The sequence below is a fragment of the Alicycliphilus denitrificans K601 genome (assembly GCF_000204645.1).
GTDB lineage: Bacteria > Pseudomonadota > Gammaproteobacteria > Burkholderiales > Burkholderiaceae_C > Alicycliphilus > Alicycliphilus denitrificans.
The window spans coordinates 4683000-4703565 of the sequence record NC_015422.1; the positions used below are offsets into that span (position 1 = coordinate 4683000).

Sequence of the window (20566 nt, forward strand, 5' to 3'; positions counted from 1 at the left end):
GATTTTCTGGATGCCCCGCCGTCGCCAGGAGGAGAAAGGCCGGGGGCGGCGGGGCATGTGTACCAGGGCATGGCGGCAGTGGCGCAATCTGGGACACATGCGTAGCGATTCGTGACAGTCGGCAGCACGAAGGCCCCGGTTCGGGCGCTTTTGGCGCCCTTCCCCGCCATCCGGGGCTTGGCACAGAGTTTGTATGTCTCCGGGCAGTCGGTCTTCTTGCCCTCACCGACCATCAACCCAACAGGAGATCACCATGGACATGTTCGAGCTCAAGTATTTCAACCTCGAGGCCCGCTACCCCTACAAGCAAAAGTACGACAACTTCATCGGCGGCAAATGGGTGGCCCCGCTGGCCGGACGCTATTTCGACAATGTCTCCCCCATCACCGGCAAGCCGTTCTGCACGGTGGCGCGGTCGGACGCCGACGACGTGAACCTGGCCCTGGACGCCGCCCACACCGCGCAGGCCGCATGGGCCAGGACCTCGGTGACCGAGCGCTCCAACATCCTGCTCAAGATCGCCGACCGCATGGAGCAGAACCTGGAGCTGCTGGCGATCGCCGAGACCATCGACAACGGCAAGCCCCTGCGCGAGACCATGGCCGCCGACATTCCGCTGGCCATCGACCACTTCCGCTACTTCGCGGGCTGCATCCGCGCGCAGGAGGGCGGCATCTCCGAGATCGACGCCAACACCGTCGCCTACCACTTCCACGAGCCCATCGGCGTGGTCGGCCAGATCATCCCGTGGAACTTCCCCATCCTCATGGCCTCGTGGAAGCTGCCCCCGGCGCTGGCCGCGGGCTGCTGCGTGGTGATGAAGCCCGCCGAGCAGACCCCCGCTTCCATCATGGTGCTGATGGAGCTGATCGCCGACCTGCTGCCCCCGGGCGTGGTGAACATCGTCAACGGCTTCGGCAAGGAGGCCGGCGAGGCGCTGGCCACGAGCAGGCGCATCTCGAAGATCGCCTTCACCGGCTCCACCGCCGTGGGCCAGCGCATCCTGCACGCCGCGGCCGACAACCTGGTCCCCTCCACCGTGGAGCTCGGCGGCAAGAGCCCCAACATCTTCTTCGCCGACGTGCTGGACGCCGACGACGAGTTCCTGGACAAGGCGCTCGAAGGCTTCTCCATGTTCGCGCTGAACCAGGGCGAGGTCTGCACCTGCCCCTCGCGCATCCTGGTGCAGGAGTCGATCTACGAGCGCTTCATGGAGCGCGCCGTGGCGCGCGTCGAGGCCATGAAGCAGGGCCATCCGCTGGACAAGAGCACCATGGTGGGGGCGCAGGTGTCGCAGCAGCAGCTCGAACGCATCCTGGGCTACATCGACATCGGCCGCCAGGAAGGCGCCCGGTGCCTGACCGGCGGCGAGCGCCTGCGCGCGGGCGGCGAGATCAACGACGGCTTCTTCATCAAGCCCACTCTGCTGTACGGCCAGAACGGCATGCGCGTGTTCCAGGAGGAAATCTTCGGCCCCGTGGCCTCGGTGACGATCTTCAAGGACGCGGCGGACGCCGTGCGCATCGCCAACGACACCGACTACGGCCTGGGCGCCGGCGTGTGGACGCGCAACGGCATGCAGGCCTACCACATGGGCCGCGCCATCCAGGCGGGCCGCGTGTGGACCAACTGCTACCACCTGTACCCCGCGCACGCCGCCTTCGGCGGCTACAAGAAGTCGGGCATCGGCCGCGAGAACCACAAGCAGGCCCTGTCCAACTACCAGCAGACCAAGAACCTGCTCGTCAGCTACAGCCCGAAGGCGCTCGGCTTCTTCTGACCCCCGCCACCCCCATGCGCCGGTGATGCAGCATCCGCAGCGGCGGAGCGTGGGGGCCGCGCCACCATGGAAGGAGTGGAACATGCGTCTGAACCAGCTCTGCACGGCCGCCGGCCGGCCGCTGCGCGCCGCGCTCTGCGGCCTGCTGTGCGTCCAGGGCGCGGCGGCGCAGGAGGCCGCGGCCCCTGCCCTGCCCGAAGTCACGGTGCGCAGCGTCCTGTCGCCCACGGCCGTGGAGAAGGCCCCCGCCGCCGTGACCGTGGTGGGCGGGCAGCAGCTGCGCGAACGCCAATGGCAGGTGAACCTGTCGGAGTCGCTGGGCAACGTGCCCGGCATGCTGATACAGAACCGCCAGAACTACGCGCAGGACCTGCAGCTGTCGATCCGCGGCCATGGGGCCCGATCGACCTTCGGCGTGCGCGGCATACAGGTGTACATGGACGGCATCCCGGCCACCATGCCCGACGGCCAGGGCCAGGCCAACCACATCGACCTGTCGTCGCTGGAGCGCCTGGAAGTCCTGCGCGGCCCCTATTCCACGCTGTACGGCAATGCCTCGGGCGGCGTGATACAGGCCTACACCGAACGCGGCGAGGGCGCGCCGCAGCTGCACAGCAGCTTCGCCATGGGCAGCAATGGCCAGAAGCGCCTGGGGCTGAAGGCCACGGAGAGAGCGGCGGCGTAGGCTACACGGTCAGCGCCAGCCGCTACCTGACCGACGGCTACCGGCGCCAGAGCGCGGCCGACAAGAACCTGCTCAACGCCCGGCTGGACACCAGCAGCGGCGAATACAGCCACTGGACGGTGGTGGCCAACCACGTGGACATGGACGCCCAGGACGCGGGCGGCGTCGCGCCCGCGCAATGGGCCGCCGACTCCCGTGGCATGCGCCATGGCCTGCCAAAGCTCCAAATCAGTTCAGCAAGTCCGGCGGCAGCAGGTTCTTCTTGCGGTAGATGGTGTTGCGGGAGACCCCCAGGGCCTTGGCCGCCGCTGATACATTGCCCTTGTGCAGCCGCAACATCTGTGCCATGGCATGGAGGGTGACGTCCTGCAGGCTGTGGCCGTCGGCGCCGGCATCGCCTGGCAGGACGAGTTCGGGTAACGGGCATGCGGGGGCAAGGGCCGGCGCCTGCATCGCATGCAGCTCCTCCAGGAAATCGTCGGGCAGATGCTCGGCCGCGATCTCCCCCTCGCGGCCCACCATGACCACCGCCGTGCGCAGCAGGTTGTGCAGCTGGCGCACGTTGCCGGGCCAGTGGTAGCTGCGGAACAGTTCCATGACCGGCTCGGAGATACCGACATGCTGCCCGTCGTCGCACAGCGACTTGAGCAGCTTCCTGACCACGCATTCGAAATCCGTGCGCTCGCGCAGCGCCGGCAGGCGCACCACCAAGCCGTTCAAGCGATAGTACAAGTCCTCGCGGAAGTCGCTGCGCGCGATCAGGTCCTTGAGGTTCTTGTGGGTGGCGCAGACCACCGCCACGTCCACGTCCACCTCCTTGCCCGCCCCCAGGGGGCTGATGCGCCGCTCCTGCAGCACGCGCAGCAGCCGCGCCTGCAGATGCTTGGGCATGTCGCCGATTTCGTCGAGGAACAGGGTGCCGCCGTGGGCCTGGGCGATCTTTCCGATGGCGCCCTTCTTGCGCGCGCCGGTGAAGGCGCCCTCCTCATAGCCGAACAGCTCGGCCTCTATCAAGGATTCGGGAATGGACGCGCAGTTGACCGCCACGAACGGCTGGCGCGCCCGCGCGGAATCGTTGTGAAACGCCTGGGCCAGCAGGTCCTTGCCGGTGCCGGTCTCGCCCAGGATCATCACCGGTATGTCGCGGTCCACCACCTTGCGCAGCTTGTGGATCACCGCCGCGACCTGGGTGTCGCCCGTGTCCAGGTACTGCAGCGAGGACAGCTGCGCCTTGCGCGCCGGCGCCGCGGCGGGCCGCTCGGCAAACGTGGGGGCCGCCCAGGGACCGGCCGGCTTGACGTCGGCCCGGCACCAGACGGAAACGCCGCTGTGCAGATGCAGCTGCCTGGGCGCATCCGAGGTCCCGCCGAACAGCTCCAGCAAGGCCGACATCGGCAGGTCGAACAGCGAGGAGAAGGTGCGCGCCTGCAGGGCGCCGAAAGGCAGGCCCAGCTGGAACTGTGCGCTGCGGTTGGCCGACAGGAAGCGCCCCTCGGGGGTGAACACCGCGATGCCCTCGACCAGGGTGCCCAGGAATTCCGGGCGCGCATGGAAGTGCAGCCGTACCGCCTTGGGAAAGCTGCCGGCGAACATCTGGTTCTCGATCATCTGCGCCGACATGCGCACCAGGGCCAGGGTGTGCTGGTGGTAGCTGCGGTGGTCGCCGGAGACATCCAGCGCGCCGACGACCTGGCCATGGGGGTTGAAAATCGGCGCGCACGAGCAGGTCAGCGCGTGGTTGGCGTGCATGTAGTGCTGCTCGCCGTGCACCGTGACCGCCGTCTCCTCGCTCAGGGCCGTGCCTATGGCATTGGTGCCCTTGGCCTTTTCCGACCAGTCCACGCCGGGCGCCAGGGCAACGCGGGAGGCCTTTTCCAGGAAGTCCTTGTCCCCCAGGGAATGCAGCACCAGCCCCTGCGCGGTGGTCAGCAGCACCATGCTGTGGGTGTTGGCGATCTGCTCGTACAGCGTCTCCATGACCGGCGCGGCGTACTGGAACAGGAAGCGGTTGTTCTCCACCACGTCGTTGAGGTCGCACTGCGCCGACGTGGAGAAGTCCGGTCTCTCCCAGGCGACGACGCCATAGCGCTGGGAACGCTGATGCGCCTTGCCTATGACCTCCGTGTAATCCTGGGTCGCCCCCAAGGTGCCGGGGGCTGGACCCTGTCGCTGTGCCAATGGGCCAGAAAGAGGGATGCTCATCATGTCTCCAGATCCGGGCTCGATGGGCCCGGCTTTTTATTGCCCCATGTGGCGGAAAGCCGCCTGGTGCATGTGCGTAGATATACAAGGCCTCCCCGGATCCCGGGCATTTTTTCTCCATGCCCTCACGAAACTTTGGAGTACTCCGGGGATTTGCCCCCGGCTCCAGAGCCCGAAGGCGGCCAGGATCGTTGCAGCAAAAAGTGTTCCAACCAGCAGCGCACCCGATTGCTCCAAGCTGCAACACCCCGCTGCACGGCCTTGTGCCCGCACGCACTTGTACATCGCTCCCATGTGCAGGCACCTTGATCTGGTCCGCATATTGCTCCGTTGCGGGGAAATCCCTTTCTCTCAACAGGAGACATCCATGCGCGTCATTTCCCTGCGTTTTCTGCAACGCCAACTGCTGACCCTCATCCTTGCCTACAGCGCGGCAACTGCCATGGCCCATGGCGACGTGGTGCCGCAGGCCGTAGACACCAGCAGCCTGCCGCAACTAGGCAGCAAATGGCTGGAGGCGAACCCCTGCAGCAAGGGTGCGGCGCAAAAGGAGGCCCTGCGCATCGGCAGCTCGGCCTACAACCAGAACTGCGCCCGCTGCCATGGCCTGGAGGCCGTCTCTGGCGGCATCGCCCCGGGCCAGCGCAAGTTCGACGAGGAATGCAGCGGCCTGGCCGATGCCGGCAAGAAAGCCGCCTGCTACACCGACATGGACGACTATTACCTGGGCACGGTCAGGCGCGGGCGTACGCGTGACGGGCGCGTCTACATGCCGCCCTTCGAGGGCACGCTGTCCCAGGAGGCGATCTGGGCCATACGCACCTACCTGGAAGTCCGGCGCGGGCAATGACGGCCCTGGCTTGCGCCGCGACCCACAATCTCCCAACCCTTGCCGTACGTCATATTTGCCGGTGTCTGCCTTCAATGCCGCGCACTCAACCGTCAAACACTGTCAACTCGCGTCGGCGGATCACCAAAAATAAACGACTGATCGTATATTTATGTAACTGCAAGTTAAGCAGATCAACGCAGCCCCGCCTGCACGGCTCTACTCGGGCCGTTGCCATCGACGCTCGCTTGATTGAGAAGAATGCGACAGATCCCCAGCAGAGACATCCCCGTTCGCCAGCAGAACACCGCCCTAGTCGAAGAGGCCGCCGCAGGCCGCGGGCACGCCCCGTTACAGTTCCGCATGGCTCTCCGCCTATCGGAAATGAAAATGCGAACGTTACAATAGTTACGCAACTACAAGTCACGTACCGTCGTGCTTCCTACCATCCTTCCCGGCTCGGCCCCCTCGGATCGGGGCCTGCACGAACAGCTCCTGGTACAGACGCTGGAGCAGGCCGTCGATGCCGTGGTCGTCATCGACGAGCACAACCGCGTGGTACTGTTCAACGCTGCGGCCGAGACCCTGTGGGGCTGGCCGCGCGCCGAGGTGCTGGGCCGCAACGTCGGCATGCTGGTGCCGCCGGGCATCCGCGAGGCGCACGACGGTTACGTAAACACCAACCGCATCACGGGCATCAACCGCATCGTTGGCACCTCGCGCGACGTGCCGGTGGAGCGCCGCAACGGCACGCGGCTATGGGCGTCGATGTCGATCTCCCGCGTGGTGATCGGCACGCGCGTGCTCTACACCGCCTTCCTCAAGGACGTGACGGCCCAGCGCGCGCAGCAGCAGCACCTGCGCCAGCTCTCGCTCGTGGCCGACCGCAGCGGCAGCGGCATGGTCGTGGCCGATGCCGACCGGCGCATCACCTACGTGAACGCGGGCTTCACGCGGCTGCTGGGCTTCGCCGGCGCCCACGCGCTCGGGCGGCGGCTGCCCGAACTGGCCCGCGGGCCGCACACCGACGTGGGCGCCATCGACGCGCTGCGCGCCTGCGCCGAGGCCGGGCAGGAGATGCAGACCCAGCTACTGCTCTACACAAGCGACGGGCGCCCGCTCTGGGCCTCGGTCATGATGAACCCGGTGCGCGGCGCCGCGGGCGAGCTGGAGCACATCGTGTTCGTGCTCACCGACATCACGCACACCAAGATGCACGAAGTGCTCCAGCACAAGGTGCTGGACGCGATGGCGCACAACGCGCCGCTGCACGACGTGGCCATGCTGCTGTGCCGCGAGGTCGAGCGCATCGCGCCCGAGGTCACCGCCACGCTGCTGGAGGTGGACGCCGACGGCTGCATGCGCGTGCTCGCCGCGCCCAGCATGCCGTCCGAGATCGAGGCCCTGACCAACGGCGTGCCCATCGGTCCCGAGGTCGGCTGCTGCGGCGCGGCGGCGGCCACGGGCCAGCCGGCGCTGTCCGCCGACATCGCAACCGACCCGCGCTGGGCGCCCGTGCAGCGGGCGTTCACCCGCCACGGCCTGCGCGCCTGCTGGTCCAACCCCATCAAGGCGCGCGACGGCACCGTGCTCGGCACCCTGGCCTTCTACTACCGCGAGCCGCGCGGCCCCGACGCGCTGCACGAGCGCCTGGTGGACATGGGCCTGCACCTGTGCGCCCTGCTGCTGGAGCGCGAACGCGAGCGCGCCCACATCCACCAGCTCGCCTACTACGACGCGCTCACGGGCCTGGCCAACCGCAGCATGCTGCGCACGCAGGCCGAACGCAGGCTGCACGAGGCGCGGCGCAGCGGCGCGCCGCTGGCGCTGCTGTTCATAGACCTCGACCGCTTCAAGCAGGTCAACGACACGCAGGGCCACCCTGCGGGCGACGCGCTGCTGAGCGCCGTGGCCACCCGGCTCCAGGACAGCGCCCGCGCCGGCGACGTGGCCGCGCGCATGGGCGGCGACGAATTCGTGCTCGTGCTGCCGCAGTGCGGCGCCAGCCAGGCGGCGGCCGTGGCCGAGCGGCTGCTCGCCGCCGTCGCCCAGCCCGTGGAGGCCGAGGGCGCCGTGCTGTACCCCAGTGCCAGCCTGGGCATCGCCATGTACCCCGAGGACGGCACCGACGCCGACAGCCTGCTGCGCTGCGCCGACATGGCGATGTACCAGGCCAAGAGCGCGGGCGGTCAGTGCTATCACTTCTACAGCGCCGAGATGAACGACCAGGCACAGGAGCGCTCGCGCCTGGAGTCCGACCTGCGCGCGACGCTGCGCAGCGGGGGCCTGGCCCTGCACTACCAGCCCCAGATGCACGGCCAGGCCCTGCACGGCGTGGAGGCGCTGCTGCGCTGGACGCACCCGCAGCACGGCCCGATCCCGCCGCCGCGCGTGGTCGAGACGGCCGGGGAATGCGGCCTGCTCGACGCCCTCACGAAATGGGTGCTGCAGGAAGCCTGCCGCCAGATGGCCGACTGGCGCAGGCGCGGCGTGGCCGTGCCGCGCGTGTCGGTCAACCTCGATGCCGACAGCTTCCTCGACCCCGCCCTGCCGGACCTGCTGGCCGGCACGCTCACGGCCCACGGCCTGCAGCCCGCGGACCTGACGGTGGAGATCACCGAGGCCGTCATGCTCACGTCCGACCCGGCCGTGCTCGCCACCGCGCGCGCCGTGCGCGAGCGCGGCATCGCGCTGTCGCTGGACGACTTCGGCACAGGCTACTCCAGCCTGAGCGCGCTGCACCGCCTGCCGATCGGCGAAATCAAGCTCGACGCGAGCTTCGTGCAGGACATAGAAACCAGCGCCACCGTCCGCTCGCTGGCCTCCGCCGTGCTGCACATCGCGCGCGGGTTGGATCTGTCCGTGGTCGCCGAGGGCGTGGAGACGCCCGCCCAGCGCCAGTTCCTGACCGAGCAAGGCTGCGCCGTGCTCCAGGGCTATCTGCTGTCGCGGCCCATGCCCGCGGATGCGCTGGAGTCGCTGCTGCAGGGCGGCGCCGCGGCGGCGCAGTGAGGCAGGCTACTTCTTCGATGGCTCGGCCACGAAGCCGATGCGCGACAGCCCCGCAGCCTGTGCCGCGCCCATGAGCTCCGCCACCCGGCCGTAGGGCACGGCCGCGTCCGCGCGCAACTGCACCTCGGTGTCGGGCCGGCGCGCGGCGACGTCCTTCAGGCGCGCGGCCAGCGCGTCCTGCGCCAGCGCCTCGCCGTCGAGGAAGGCCTGGCCCGCCTTGTCCACGGACACGGTGACGGACTGCGGCGCCGCGCCCGGCTGCGTACCCTGGACGCGCGGCAGCTCCAGGCGGATGGAGTTGGCGAGGAGCGGCGCGGTGAGGATGAAGATGACCACCAGCACCAGCATCACGTCCACGAGCGGGGTGACGTTGATCTCGCTCATGGGCTCGGGGCCCTGCGTGCGCTCCAGCCGGCCGAATGCCATGGCGGGTCAGCCTGCGGCGGCGACCAGCTCGCGCAGGTCGCGCGCAAAGCCTTCGAGGTCGGCCTCGATGCGGCCGATGGCGCGGCCGAACCAGTTGTAGGCCAGCACGGCGGGGATCGCCACCGACAGGCCCGCAGCGGTCATGACGAGCGCCTCGCCCACGGGGCCGGCAAGGCGTTCGATGGTGATCTGCTCGGCGCCCGCGAGCGCCCCGAGCGCATGGTGGATGCCCCACACGGTGCCCAGCAGCCCCACGAAGGGCGCCGTCGAGCCCACGGTGGCGAGCAGCACCTGGCCGAACTGCAGCCGGCCCAGCACGCCGTGCAGGGCATCGCGCAGCGCGCGCGTGAGGCGCTGCGCAATAGCGCCCTGGTCGGCCAGCGCGGCGCCCGAGCCAGAGCACGCCACCTGCGCGGCGGCGCGCACCAGCGGCAGCACCAGCGCCTCGCGATCGCAGGGCGGCAGGCGTTCGAGCCCCGCGGCGAGCGACGGCGACTGCCAGAACGCAGCCGTGCTGCGCGGCACGTCCACGCGGGCGCGCCACATCAGGCGCAGCTTCCAGAGGATTACGACCCAGCTGGCCACCGACATGGCGAGCAGCAGCAGGGCCAGCCCCTGCGCGACCGCGTCGCCCTGGTGCAGCCAGCGCATGCCGTCCATGAGGCGGCTACTTGAGGTTCAGCACGTCGAACATGTCGAACATGCCCGCGCGCTGCCCGGCCAGGAAGCGCACGGCGCGCAGGCTGCCCTGCGCGTAGCCGGCGCGGCTGCTGGACTTGTGCGTGATCTCCACGCGCTCGCCGGTGCCGGCGAACAGCACGGTGTGGTCGCCCACGATGTCGCCGCCGCGCACGGTGGCAAAGCCGATGCTGCCCTCCTTGCGCTCGCCCGTGTGGCCGTAGCGCTCGTACACGGCACGGTCGGCAAGGCGCGTGCCCTGCGCCTCGGCGATCACCTCGCCCATCTTCAGGGCCGTGCCCGAGGGCGCGTCCACCTTGTGCTTGTGGTGCGCCTCGATGATCTCGATGTCGTAGCCCGTGGCGAGCGCCTGCGCGGCCATCTGCAGCAGCTTGAGCGTGACGTTCACGCCCACGCTCATGTTGGGCGCGAGCACGATGGCCACCTTGCGCGCGGCGGCCTCCATGTCGGCCTTCTGCGCGTCGGAGAAGCCCGTGGTGCCGATGACCATCTGCACGCCCAGCTCGGCACACACGGCCGCATGGGCCAGCGTGCCCTCGGGGCGCGTGAAGTCGATCAGCACATCGGCATTCTTCAGCCCCTCGCGCAGGTCGGCGGTGATGGCCACGCCGCTCGCGCGGCCCAGGAAGGCGGTGGCGTCCTGGCCCACGGCGGGGCTGGTGGGCAGGTCCAGCGCGCCGGCCAGCACGCAGTCGTCGCTTGCCTGGATCGCCTCGATGAGCATGCGGCCCATGCGGCCGCTGGCGCCGGCTACGGCCACGCGGCGGGGTACGGAAGAGGATGAGGTCATGTCAGCTCGCAATCAAAACGGGAACGGGCTCCGCCATGGGCGGGCCGGGGACACTCAGCGGCGCGGCGATTCCAGCGGCGGGTAGCTCGCGACGGGCGGCGCGGCAGGTGCGGGGGAAGGCCCGGGCACGGCGGACTCGGCCTTGGGAAAGCGCGCCAGCTGCGCCTCGGTGGCCTCCAACTGGGGCACCTTGGGCTTGGACACCTTGGAGGTGAGCGAGGCCACGAACTCAGACTCGGAGGGCATCTCGTCGCCTTCGACGTGGTCCATCACGTTGTCCTTGAAGAACACGGTGAGCTTGCGCGTCTGCGCCTCCACGCCCGGGCGCTTGAGCGTGAAGACGTATTCCCAGCGGTCGCCGTGGAATACGCTCACCATGAGCGGCGTGCCCAGGATCTCGCGCACCTGCTGGCGCCCCATGCCGGGCTGCAGCATCTGCACCTGCTCGCGCGAGACGAAGTTGCCCTGTACCACGGCCACCTTGTAGGGCGTGACGACGTTCGACAGGCGCTCGCCGGTGCCCGCGCAACCGGCCAGCACGGCGGCCAGCAACACTATGGCGCCCCGACGGGCGCCCCTACGGGCGGGAGCAGACATGGGTTTAGGCATAGGGGATATGATCCGGTCCATTGTAGCGGCCCGGGCCTGGCGCCCAGCCTGCGGGGCGCACCATCCCTGATTTCGCCCTGGCAGATGAAGGACCTTGTCATGACGAACATCGACGAACTCAAGAGCACCGGCCTGAAGGCGACGCTGCCCCGGCTGAAGATCCTGGAAATCTTCCAAAAGGGCGCCCAGCGCCACATGACGGCCGAGGACGTGTTCCGCGTGCTGCTGGACGAGCGCTCGGACATCGGCCTGGCCACCGTCTACCGCGTGCTCACGCAGTTCGAGCAGGCCGGCATCCTGATCCGCAGCAACTTCGAGAGCGGCAAGGCCGTCTACGAACTCAACGAGGGCCAGCACCACGACCACTTCGTGTGCACGGCCTGCGGCAAGGTCGAGGAGTTCTACGACCCCGAGATCGAGAAGCGCCAGAACCTGATCGCCCAGTCCAAAGGCTGGGTGATACAGGACCATTCCATGGCCCTGTACGGCCAGTGCGCCAGTTGCGCCAAGAAGCGCTGATGCGCGGTCAGGCGCCGCCGCCTTCCATGGCGCGGCGGTGGCGCTCGACGAATTCCTGGTAGGTGTCTATGCCGCGCAACTGCAGGATGGTGTTGCGCACCGCGGCCTCGACCAGCACGGCGATGTTGCGCCCGACCACCACCTGGATCACCACCTTGAGCACGGGCACGCCCAGCACGTCCTGCGTGAGCGGCTCGTAGGGCATGCGCTCGTAGTCGCGCTCCATGGTTTCCTTGCGCACCAGGTGCACGATGAGCTTCAGGCGCATCCTGCGGCGCACGGCCGTCTCGCCGAAGATGGCGCGGATGTCCAGCAGGCCGATGCCGCGCACTTCGAGCAGGTTCTGCAGCAGGTCGGGGCACTTGCCCTCGATGGTGGTCTGGTTGATGCGGTACAGGTCCACCGCGTCGTCGGCCACCAGGCCGTGGCCGCGCGAGATCAGCTCCAGCCCCAGCTCGCTCTTGCCCAGGCCCGATTCGCCCGTGATGAGCACGCCCAGGCCCAGGATGTCCATGAACACGCCGTGCATGGTGGTGCGGTCGGCGAAGTGCTTGGACAGGTAGGCGCGCAGCACGTCGATGACGAAGGCCGCCGACTCCCGCGTGGCGAACAGCGGAATCTGCGCACGCTCGCACATCGACACCACCTCCTCGGGCGCGGCCTGGCCGTCGGCCAGCACCAGCACCGGAGGCTCCAGCGTGACGATGCGCGCGATGCGGCGCTTGCAGTCCCCGGGCGTCGCGTTGGTCAGGTAGGCGACTTCGCGCTCGCCCAGGATCTGCGCGCGGTAGGGGTGTATGTAGTTGAGGTAGCCGACGAGGTCTGCGCCCGAGCGCGCGGCGCGCACAGCCACCTCGGCGAAGCGCCGCTCTGAAGCCCCCAGGCCCGCGACCCACTCCCATTTGAGCAGGGTGCGGAACTCCTCGAAGAGCACATCGGCGCTGACGACGTTGGGTTTCATGGCAGCCGATGGCTAGGGCCTGTTAACACTATGGAAGGGGATCGCGTTGCCTCGCAAAGGGGCTGGGTGCAAGGCGCCCGCGCGCTGGCCAAGGCTGATGCCTTGCAAGCGTGGGCAACGCCGCAGACGGCCCCTTTGCGAGACAACCCGAAGGGAAGCTCATGACAGCCCGCCCCTCGGCGTTGCGCTCCTTGTGCGTGCACACGCACGCACTGCGTCGCGCGCCTGGATGGACGGGCTGTCATGAGCTTCGCTACCCCTTCCATAGTGTTAGCAGGCCCTAGGGCGTGGCGTCAGGCGCTCTGGGCCGACTGCCATCCCGAGATCATGCCGTGCAGGCTGGCGGCGTCGGCGCAGCTCTTGAGGCGCTCGCGCAACGCGCTGTCGCTGAGCAGCTCGGCGATTTCCGACAGGATCTCCAGGTGCTTCTGTGTGGCAGCCTCGGGCACCAGCAGGAAGATCAGCAGCACCACGGGCTGCTCGTCGGGCGCGTCGAAGCCGATCGGATGGGCCAGCTGGAACACCGCCGCCATGGGCGATTTCAGCCCCTTGATGCGGCCGTGCGGAATGGCCACGCCATGGCCCAGCCCCGTGGAGCCCAGGCGCTCGCGCGCGAAGAGGCTGTCGGTGATCAGGGCCCGGGACAGGCCGTGCTGGCTCTCGAACAGCAGGCCGGCCTCCTCGAATGCACGTTTCTTGCTAGTGGCATCGACGCTCACGAGCACTTGTGCGGGAGGCAGTATGGAAGCGAGTCGGTTCATGGTCACAGTGAGCGACGATTATGCACGCCCAGCGGAAACCCTGAGAGTGTATCCACCAGCAACAAAAAACCGCCCCGCGGGCGGTTGCGGCACCACCGCTTTTGCACGAGCGGTGGCGCGGACGGGCTCTGGCCGTTCACTCAGGATGCCGCGGCGGCCTGCACGGTGGCGCGGCGCACGCCTGCCTGGTGATCCTGCATGCGGTCCTTGTGGCGCACGACCATGCGGTCCAGCTTGTCCATCAGTTCGTCCACGGCTGCGTACAGGTCGAAATGCGCACTCTCCACGAACAGGTCGTTTCCTTTCACGTGCACCGTGCACTCGGCGCGCTGGCGTTTTTCCTTTTCCTTCTGCTTCTCTACGGTCAATAGCACCTTGACATCCACCACCTGGTCGAAGTGGCGGATGATGCGCTCCAGCTTGGACGTCACGTAACTACGCAAGGCGGGGGTCACTTCAAGGTGATGACCGCTGATCGTCAAGTTCATAGACAAGCCTCCTGTGGCTCACTGGTTGAAAAACACCGTCCTGATACCGGCTCGGGGCGGCTGGCGAACGTGAATGCATTCGGGCCTGGATTCACTATGCGCCCGCGCGCCACGGAACGCAATGCGTTCCCGCCCGGGGCGCACGGGATATGGCAACGGGGTGCCAAGGCGCGCAAAAAGCTTCACAATCGGCTGGATTTCCAGCCTGTGGCGGCCCGCGAATCGCCGCGCCACAGGCTCCGGCGCCACGGCTAGAATGGCCCGCTTTGGCCCCGGCGATGGCGGGGCAGACCCTTTCGCCCGACCGTCTCTATGACCCAGCCCAGCACCTCTGCCCTGCACACCTCCGCCCTGACCTCGCTGCCGCTGCTGGCGCGCGGCAAGGTGCGCGACAACTACGCCGTGGGCGACGACCGCATCCTGATGGTGGCCAGCGACCGGCTCTCGGCCTTTGACGTGATCATGGGAGAGCCGATCCCCGGCAAGGGCGAGCTGCTCACGCAGATGGCGCTGTTCTGGTTCGACAAGCTGGGCCACGTCGTGCCCAACCACCTGACCGGCGAGGCGCCCGAGAGCGTGGTCACGCCGGCCGAGGCGCCCCAGGTGCGGGGGCGCTCCATGCTCGTCAAGCGCCTCAAGCCGATTCCCATCGAGGCCGTGGTGCGCGGCTACCTGGCCGGCAGCGGCTGGAAGGAGTACCAGGAGTCGCGCTCGGTCTGCGGCGTGCCGCTGCCCGACGGCCTGACCAATGCCGCCAGGCTGCCCCACAGCATCTACACGCCGGCCGCCAAGGCCGCCATGGGCGAGCATGACGAGAACATCACGTTCGAGCGTACCGTGGAGATGGTCGGCCCGGATCTGGCCGCCAGGATCCGCGACGTTTCCATCCAGCTGTACGAGGCCGCCGCCGCCATCGCGCTCGCCAAGGGCATGATCATTGCCGACACCAAGTTCGAGTTCGGCCTCGACAAGGACGGCACGCTGGTGCTGATGGACGAGGTGCTCACGCCCGACAGCTCGCGCTACTGGCCCGTGGAGGGCTATGCCGAGGCGCTGGCCCGCGGCGAGAACCCGCCCAGCTACGACAAGCAGTTCGTGCGCGACTGGCTGGAGCAGGCCCAGGTGGGCGGCAAGCCCTGGAACAAGACCGCCCCCGCGCCGCGCCTGCCGCGCGAGGTGGTGGAGAAGACGGCCGCCAAGTACCGCGAGGCGCTGCAGCGGCTCACTGCCTGATTCCCGGCTTCCAGCAAAAGACAAGGCCCCTCGCGGGGCCTTGTTTCTTTCAGCTCAGCACCACCGAGCTCAGGCGCCGGCGGTAGGCCGCCACCACCGGGTCCTCGGGCGGGATCTGGCCCTCGGCCACCTTGGGCTTGGGCGGCTCGATGATCTCCAGGATGGCCACGTAGGTCTTGCGCGCGGCCTCGTCGTTCCAGGCCTTGTCGCGCATGAGGATTTCCAGCAGCTCGTCCATGGCCTCCTGCCAGCGCTGGCGCGCCATGAGCCAGCGTGCGCGGCCGAAGCGCGCCTCGAAGTCGCGCTTGTTGGCGGTAATCTTTGCATCGAATTGGGCGTCAGCGCCCTCCCCATGCGCGCCAGCAGCTACGAAATCAAGAGCATCCATCCAGGCCTTGAGCGCGCCCAGGCGGCGCGAGGCCTCGGCCTTTGCGATCACGGGGGCGAAGGCCACCTTGGCATCGTCCTCGCGGCCGAGCTGCAGCAGCAGCTTCACGTAGTCGAAGCGCGCCTCGTCGTTGGCCGGGTCGGTGGCCACGGCGTGCTGCAGCTTTTCCAGCGCGCCCTCGGTGTCGCCTTCGGCCAGCGCATCCTGCGCTTCTTCCTCCTGTTCCTCCGCCTGCAGCGCCTCGGCGCTGGGCACGTGCTTGTCGAGGAAGGCGCGCAGCTGGCCCTCGGGCTGTACGCCCATGAAGCCGTCCACCGGCTGGCCGTTCATCATCAGCACGCAGGTCGGGATGCTGCGGATGCCGAACATGGCGGCCAGCTGCTGCTCCTGGTCGGAGTCGATCTTGGCGAGCTTGAAGCGGCCCGCGTATTCGGTCTCCAACTTCTCCAGCACCGGGCCCAGCGTCTTGCACGGGCCGCACCAGGGTGCCCAGAAGTCCACCAGCACGGGCTGGCTCATGGAGGCGGCGACCACCTCGGTCTCAAAGGTTTCCAGGGTAACGTCGATCATGTATAGGCATCCCGGTAATGGCTCAACGGGGATTCTCGGACATATTCGGCGCCGTGGAACAGAACCCCGGCGGGCGCGGTGCATGTCCGAAAAGTAAAATGCCGGGTTCCCCCGACGAGCGCCGTTGCGCGCACTCCTCACATGAACCCCATCCAGATCGGCGTGGTCATGGGCTCCAGCAGCGACTGGGACACCATGCAGCACGCAGCCGCCATCCTCCAGCAGTTCGGCATCGCGCACGAGGCGCGGGTGGTCTCGGCCCACCGCATGCCCGACGACATGTTCCGCTACGCCGAGGCCGCCGCCGGCCGCGGCCTCAAGGCCATCATCGCGGGCGCAGGCGGCGCCGCCCATCTGCCCGGCATGATCGCCGCCAAGACCTGCGTGCCGGTGCTGGGCGTGCCCGTGGCCAGCAAGCATCTCTCGGGCGTGGATTCGCTGCACTCCATCGTGCAGATGCCCAAGGGCGTGCCCGTGGCCACCTTCGCCATCGGCGCGGCCGGCGCGGCCAACGCGGCGCTGTTCGCCGTGGCCCTGCTGGCCAACAACGACCCTGCGCTGCGCGAGCGGCTCGAAGCCTTCCGCGCCGAGCAGACCGCCGCCGCGCGCGCCATGACCCTGCCCCCGGTGGCCACATGAGCGCGGGCCGGGGCGTGATCCTGCCCGGCGCCACGCTGGGCGTGCTCGGCGGCGGGCAGCTGGGGCGCATGTTCGTGCACGCGGCCCAGGCCATGGGCTACTCCACGGCCGTGCTGGACGACGACGCAGCCAGCCCGGCCGGGCTGGTGAGCCAGCACCACATCCGCGCGGGCTACGAGGACCCGCAGGGCCTGGCCGAACTGGCGCGCCTGTGCGCCGCCGTAACCACCGAGTTCGAGAACGTGCCCGCCGCCGCGCTCGACATCCTGGCGCGCAGCCTGCCCGTGTCGCCCGCGGGCGGCGCCGTGGCGATCGCGCAGGACCGCGCGGCCGAGAAGGCCCACTTCGTGCGCTGCGGCGTGCCCGTGGCGCCGCACGCGGTGATAGCGACGCCCGCGCAGCTGGCCGCCGTGGATGCCGGCCTGCTGCCCGGCATATTGAAGACCGCGCGCCTGGGCTACGACGGCAAGGGCCAGGCGCGCGTGAATACGCCACAGGAGCTGGCCGCCGCCTGGGACGATCTGGGCCGCGTGCCCTGCGTGCTCGAAAAAATGCTGCCGCTGGCGCACGAGTGCTCCGTCATCGTGGCGCGCGGCCGGGACGGCCATGTCGTGCACCTGCCCGTGCAGCGCAACCTGCACAGGGGCGGCATCCTGGCCGTGACCGAGGTTCATGAGGGAAATCTGCCTCCAGGGCAGGCCCGTCAAGCGCTGGCAGCTGCCAAATCGGTAGCAGATGGCCTGGACTACGTGGGCGTGCTGTGCGTGGAGTTCTTCGTGCTGCAGGACGGCGCCCTGGTGGTCAACGAGATCGCCCCGCGCCCGCACAACAGCGGCCACTACAGCCAGAACGCCTGCGACGTGTCGCAGTTCGAGCTGCAGGTGCGCGCCATGGCCGGCCTGCCCCTGGTGCAGCCGCGCCTGCACAGCCCGGCCATCATGCTGAACCTGCTGGGCGACCTATGGTTCAGGGACGGCGACGGCCCCGCCACGCCGCCCTGGGACGAGGTGCTGGCGCTGCCCGGCTGCCACCTGCACCTGTACGGCAAGCGCGACGCGAAGCGCGGGCGCAAGATGGGCCACCTGAACGTCACGGGCGCCACGCCCGGGGCCGTGCGCGCCACGGCACTCAAGGCGGCGGCCATCCTCGGCATCGAACCCTTCTGACCCCCATGATCCTGGACGGCACGCTCCCCTCCTCGGTACAGGCCGCGGCGCGGCTGCTGGCGCGCGGCGAGCTGCTGGGCCTGCCGACCGAGACCGTCTACGGCCTGGCGGCCGACGCGGACAACGACGCGGCCGTGGCCCGGATCTTCGCCGCCAAGGGCCGGCCCGCCAACCACCCGCTGATCGTGCACGTGGCCGACAGCACGGCCATCACCCACTACGCCAAGGAGGTGCCGCTGTTCGCGCAGCAGCTCATCGACGCCTTCTGGCCCGGCCCGCTCACGCTGATCCTGCCGCGCCTGCCCGCCGCGGCGCGGGCCTCCACGGGCGGGCAGGACAGCGTGGGCCTGCGCTGCCCCGCCCACCCCGTGGCCCATGCCGTGCTGGCCGCCTGCCAGCGGCTCGACCCGCCCGTGTGGGGCGTGGCCGCGCCCAGCGCCAACCATTTCGGCAAAGTCAGCCCGACCACGGCGCAGCACGTGGCCGACGCGTTCGGCGACGAACTGCTGGTGCTCGACGGCGGCGCCTGCGCCGTGGGCATAGAGTCCACCATCATCGACTGCACGCGCGGCGTGCCGGTGCTGTTGCGCCCGGGCGCCATCTCGCGCGCGGACGTGCAGCGCGCCTGCGGCCTGCGCCCACTATCGAAAGAAGAGCTGCCGGCGCACACACCACGCGCTTCAGGCACGCTTTTGGCTCATTACGCCCCGACGGCACGCGTGCGCCTGATGGACGCCAGGCAGCTGCAGGCCGGCCTGGACGTGCTGGGCGCCGACGCCGCCCACCTGGCCGTGTACGCGCGCGCACCGCTGCGCTCGGCATCGTCCAGGATCATCCTGCGCCGCATGCCCGACGACGCGGCCGCGGCCGCGCAGCAGCTGTTCGCCGCGCTGCGCGGCTTCGACGACGCGGGCGCGCGCCTGATCTGGATCGAGACCCCGCCCGACACGCCCGACTGGGAGGGCGTGCGCGACCGCCTGCAGCGCGCCGCGGCCGCGGGCTGACGTCTTCACACGGCGCCGCAACCCTGTCGTTAAACTCTCGCCCACCTCAATCCGGAGAAATACATGCCAGCAAATTGGATGCGCCGCAGCTTCTTGGCGGCCGCCTGTGCATCGGCCGCCCTGCTGGCGGCCTGTGGTTCCAGCGACGTCGAATCCGCCTTCACGCCCACGCGCTTCGTCGCCTTCGGCGACGCCCAGGCCGACGTGGGCCAGGTGGGAGGCAAGAGCTACACGGTCAACGACGGCACCCTGAACATCTGGACGAAGCAGCTCGCCTCGCGCTACGGCGGCACGATCGCGCCCGTGTCGGCCAGCGGCCTGAGCTACGCCCAGGGCAATGCGCGCGTGGCGGCCACCCCCGATGCGGCGGGCGACGCCAGCACGCCCACGGTGACGCAGCAGGTGACCCAGTTCCTCGCCGGCCAGCAGCCCGCCGACGGCGACCTCGTGATCGTCAGCGCCGGCGCGAGCGACATCATCGCCGGCATGGCCGCCGTGCAGGCGGGCACGCTCACCGAGGCGCAGTACGTGGACGCCGCGAGCCAGGCTGGCAAGAACCTTGCCGCGCAGGTGCGCCGCCTGTCCGACGCTGGTGCCAAGCACATCCTGGTGACCGGCACCTACGACCTGAGCCGCACGCCCTGGGCCGTGGCCATCGGCAAGCAGGACCTGATCAGCAGCGCCAGCCTGCGCTTCAACAACGACCTGCTGGTCGCCATCGAGGACCTGCGCAAGACCGTGTTCTACGTGGACATCGCCTACTACGTGAACCTGTTCCAGGGCAACCCCGGCGGCTATGGCTTCACCGACGGCAGAACGCCGGTCTGCACCTCGGTGGACGCCGGCCCGGGCATAGGCATAGGCGCTGGCGAGGTGAACTCGTCCCTGTGCACCTCGTCCACGCTGCTGACCGACGCCGATCCCGGCCGCTACGTGTTCGCCGACAAGGTGTACCTCACGCCGGCCGCGCACCGCAGGTTCGGCGATTACGCCTACGACCGCCTGCGCCAGCGCTGGTGATCGCAGGCCGCCCCGCGCGTGAAAAAGCCGACCCGCGGGTCGGCTTTTTCGCATCCGGCGCAGGCCGGTCAGAACGTGTAGCCGGCGTTGACCGTCAGCACCACGGGGTGGAAGCGGATGTCGATCTCGCGCTGCACGCCGGCCGTGTGCGTCGTGAGCTTGCTCTTGACGCGCGCCGTGGCGACGGCGCCGGTGATGGACCAGCGCTCGTTGATGCGGTAGCTCAGGCCCACCTGCCCCGCCAGGCCCCAGGAGTCGGAGAGGCGGATGTCCGTGGGGCCGCCGTTGAGCGCGTTGTTCGCGGCCGTGGAGGTGCGCTTGTCGAAGTTGGTGTAGTTCAGCCCCACGCCCACGAAGGGGCGCCACCGGCTGGTCGCGTCGCCGAACTTGTAGTTGAAGAACAGCGTGGGGGCGATCTGGCGCACCTCGGCCACCTTCCGGCCGTCGAAGGCCACGATGTGCGGCGGCAGCCAGGGGGCGATCTTGGCGTTCACGTCATGGGTCGGCGGATAGCCCAGCGCGAGCTCGAACTCCATGTTCGGGTGGAACCCGTAGGCCAGCGACAGGAACAGCGTGGACTTGTTCTGCACATCGATGCTGATGCCCGACGGCGGGCCGGGCAGCATGGGGCCCACGGCGTCGGTGGCCGAGGAATGGGGGGCGATGTGGCTCAGGCCGCCGCGCACGGTGAACTGGGCCGAGGCGGTGCCGCACAGCGCGAGCAGCGCGGCGGCGGACAGGGCATGGGAGATGAAGCGTGCCATGGTGTCGGTACTCCTTGTGCA

Annotated in this window: 20 protein-coding genes; 10 read left to right on the top strand and 10 right to left on the bottom strand. The window is 69.1% G+C overall.

From position 1 onward, the window contains the following. The first annotated feature begins 253 nt into the window (after positions 1-253). Together exaC and ALIDE2_RS22155 are read left to right on the top strand one after the other, a co-directional pair. Positions 254-1780 (top strand): acetaldehyde dehydrogenase ExaC, encoded by a 1527-nt coding sequence (exaC, locus tag ALIDE2_RS22150; RefSeq protein WP_013723205.1) that lies wholly within the window; start codon positions 254-256, stop codon positions 1778-1780. A gap of 82 nt (positions 1781-1862) precedes the next feature. After that, positions 1863-2465, top strand: coding sequence for a Plug domain-containing protein (locus tag ALIDE2_RS22155; RefSeq protein WP_049787108.1), 603 nt, complete (start codon positions 1863-1865; stop codon positions 2463-2465). Positions 2466-2693: 228 nt separating this feature from the next. Here the strand turns inward: ALIDE2_RS22155 and ALIDE2_RS22160 are convergent, their stop codons facing one another. Then, positions 2694-4667 carry a sigma-54-dependent Fis family transcriptional regulator gene (locus tag ALIDE2_RS22160; protein ID WP_013520860.1) on the bottom strand — a complete coding sequence of 658 codons (1974 nt, stop codon included), beginning with the start codon at positions 4665-4667 and terminating at the stop codon, positions 2694-2696. 367 nt (positions 4668-5034) lie between these two features. Here ALIDE2_RS22160 and pedF point away from each other — a divergent pair, with 367 nt between their 5' ends. Together pedF and ALIDE2_RS22170 are read left to right on the top strand one after the other, a co-directional pair. Continuing rightward, a complete protein-coding gene (gene pedF / locus ALIDE2_RS22165) occupies positions 5035-5517 on the top strand; it encodes a cytochrome c-550 PedF (protein WP_013520861.1) in 483 nt (160 codons plus the stop codon). Positions 5518-5931: 414 nt separating this feature from the next. After that, positions 5932-8508: an EAL domain-containing protein gene (locus ALIDE2_RS22170; RefSeq protein WP_013723206.1), complete on the top strand. Its 2577-nt coding sequence runs from the start codon at positions 5932-5934 to the stop codon at positions 8506-8508. Positions 8509-8514: 6 nt separating this feature from the next. Here ALIDE2_RS22170 and ALIDE2_RS22175 read toward each other — a convergent pair whose 3' ends face one another. From ALIDE2_RS22175 to ALIDE2_RS22190, 4 genes are read right to left on the bottom strand one after another with little or no spacing between them, the layout of a single operon-like run. Further along, positions 8515-8934 (bottom strand): ExbD/TolR family protein, encoded by a 420-nt coding sequence (locus tag ALIDE2_RS22175; RefSeq protein WP_013520863.1) that lies wholly within the window; start codon positions 8932-8934, stop codon positions 8515-8517. 6 nt (positions 8935-8940) lie between these two features. Then, positions 8941-9594, bottom strand: a complete 654-nt coding sequence (locus ALIDE2_RS22180; protein WP_013520864.1) for a MotA/TolQ/ExbB proton channel family protein — start codon at positions 9592-9594, stop codon at positions 8941-8943. 7 nt (positions 9595-9601) lie between these two features. Beyond that, on the bottom strand, positions 9602-10423 hold the full coding sequence (dapB, locus tag ALIDE2_RS22185; RefSeq protein ID WP_013520865.1) for a 4-hydroxy-tetrahydrodipicolinate reductase: 822 nt from the start codon (positions 10421-10423) through the stop codon (positions 9602-9604). Positions 10424-10477: 54 nt separating this feature from the next. Continuing rightward, positions 10478-11020 (bottom strand): outer membrane protein assembly factor BamE, encoded by a 543-nt coding sequence (locus tag ALIDE2_RS22190; RefSeq protein WP_013723207.1) that lies wholly within the window; start codon positions 11018-11020, stop codon positions 10478-10480. Positions 11021-11131: 111 nt separating this feature from the next. Between ALIDE2_RS22190 and fur the strand changes: the two genes are divergently transcribed. Beyond that, entirely contained in the window at positions 11132-11551 is a 420-nt protein-coding gene (gene fur / locus ALIDE2_RS22195) for a ferric iron uptake transcriptional regulator (RefSeq protein ID WP_013520867.1), read from the top strand. A 7-nt stretch (positions 11552-11558) separates the two neighbouring features. Here fur and hprK read toward each other — a convergent pair whose 3' ends face one another. The 3 genes from hprK to hpf form a co-directional block, all read right to left on the bottom strand. Further along, complete coding sequence (gene hprK / locus ALIDE2_RS22200; protein WP_013520868.1) at positions 11559-12512, bottom strand: HPr(Ser) kinase/phosphatase; 954 nt, start codon at positions 12510-12512, stop codon at positions 11559-11561. Positions 12513-12805: 293 nt separating this feature from the next. Continuing rightward, positions 12806-13273: a PTS sugar transporter subunit IIA gene (locus tag ALIDE2_RS22205; RefSeq protein ID WP_013520869.1), complete on the bottom strand. Its 468-nt coding sequence runs from the start codon at positions 13271-13273 to the stop codon at positions 12806-12808. A 140-nt stretch (positions 13274-13413) separates the two neighbouring features. Next, complete coding sequence (gene hpf / locus ALIDE2_RS22210; RefSeq protein ID WP_013520870.1) at positions 13414-13761, bottom strand: ribosome hibernation-promoting factor, HPF/YfiA family; 348 nt, start codon at positions 13759-13761, stop codon at positions 13414-13416. A 312-nt stretch (positions 13762-14073) separates the two neighbouring features. Here hpf and ALIDE2_RS22215 point away from each other — a divergent pair, with 312 nt between their 5' ends. Beyond that, a complete protein-coding gene (locus tag ALIDE2_RS22215; RefSeq protein WP_013520871.1) occupies positions 14074-14994 on the top strand; it encodes a phosphoribosylaminoimidazolesuccinocarboxamide synthase in 921 nt (306 codons plus the stop codon). 49 nt (positions 14995-15043) lie between these two features. On the opposite strand, the gene trxA is transcribed toward ALIDE2_RS22215, so the two are convergent. Then, entirely contained in the window at positions 15044-15952 is a 909-nt protein-coding gene (trxA, locus tag ALIDE2_RS22220) for a thioredoxin (RefSeq protein ID WP_013520872.1), read from the bottom strand. Between the two features lie 141 nt (positions 15953-16093). Here trxA and purE point away from each other — a divergent pair, with 141 nt between their 5' ends. The 4 genes from purE (at position 16094) to ALIDE2_RS22240 (ending at position 19781) form a co-directional block, all read left to right on the top strand. Further along, positions 16094-16591, top strand: a complete 498-nt coding sequence (purE, locus tag ALIDE2_RS22225) for a 5-(carboxyamino)imidazole ribonucleotide mutase (protein WP_013520873.1) — start codon at positions 16094-16096, stop codon at positions 16589-16591. Continuing rightward, positions 16588-17757, top strand: coding sequence for a 5-(carboxyamino)imidazole ribonucleotide synthase (locus ALIDE2_RS22230; RefSeq protein WP_013520874.1), 1170 nt, complete (start codon positions 16588-16590; stop codon positions 17755-17757). The genes purE and ALIDE2_RS22230 overlap by 4 nt, the downstream gene beginning before the upstream one ends. Positions 17758-17762: 5 nt before the next feature. Continuing rightward, positions 17763-18761, top strand: coding sequence for an L-threonylcarbamoyladenylate synthase (locus tag ALIDE2_RS22235; protein WP_013723208.1), 999 nt, complete (start codon positions 17763-17765; stop codon positions 18759-18761). A gap of 63 nt (positions 18762-18824) precedes the next feature. Beyond that, positions 18825-19781, top strand: a complete 957-nt coding sequence (locus tag ALIDE2_RS22240; RefSeq protein WP_013520876.1) for an SGNH/GDSL hydrolase family protein — start codon at positions 18825-18827, stop codon at positions 19779-19781. Positions 19782-19849: 68 nt separating this feature from the next. On the opposite strand, the gene ALIDE2_RS22245 is transcribed toward ALIDE2_RS22240, so the two are convergent. Then, the gene (locus tag ALIDE2_RS22245; RefSeq protein WP_013520887.1) at positions 19850-20545 is read right to left on the bottom strand and encodes an OmpW/AlkL family protein; all 696 of its coding nucleotides are present in this window, start codon (positions 20543-20545) and stop codon (positions 19850-19852) included. Positions 20546-20566: the final 21 nt, after the last annotated feature.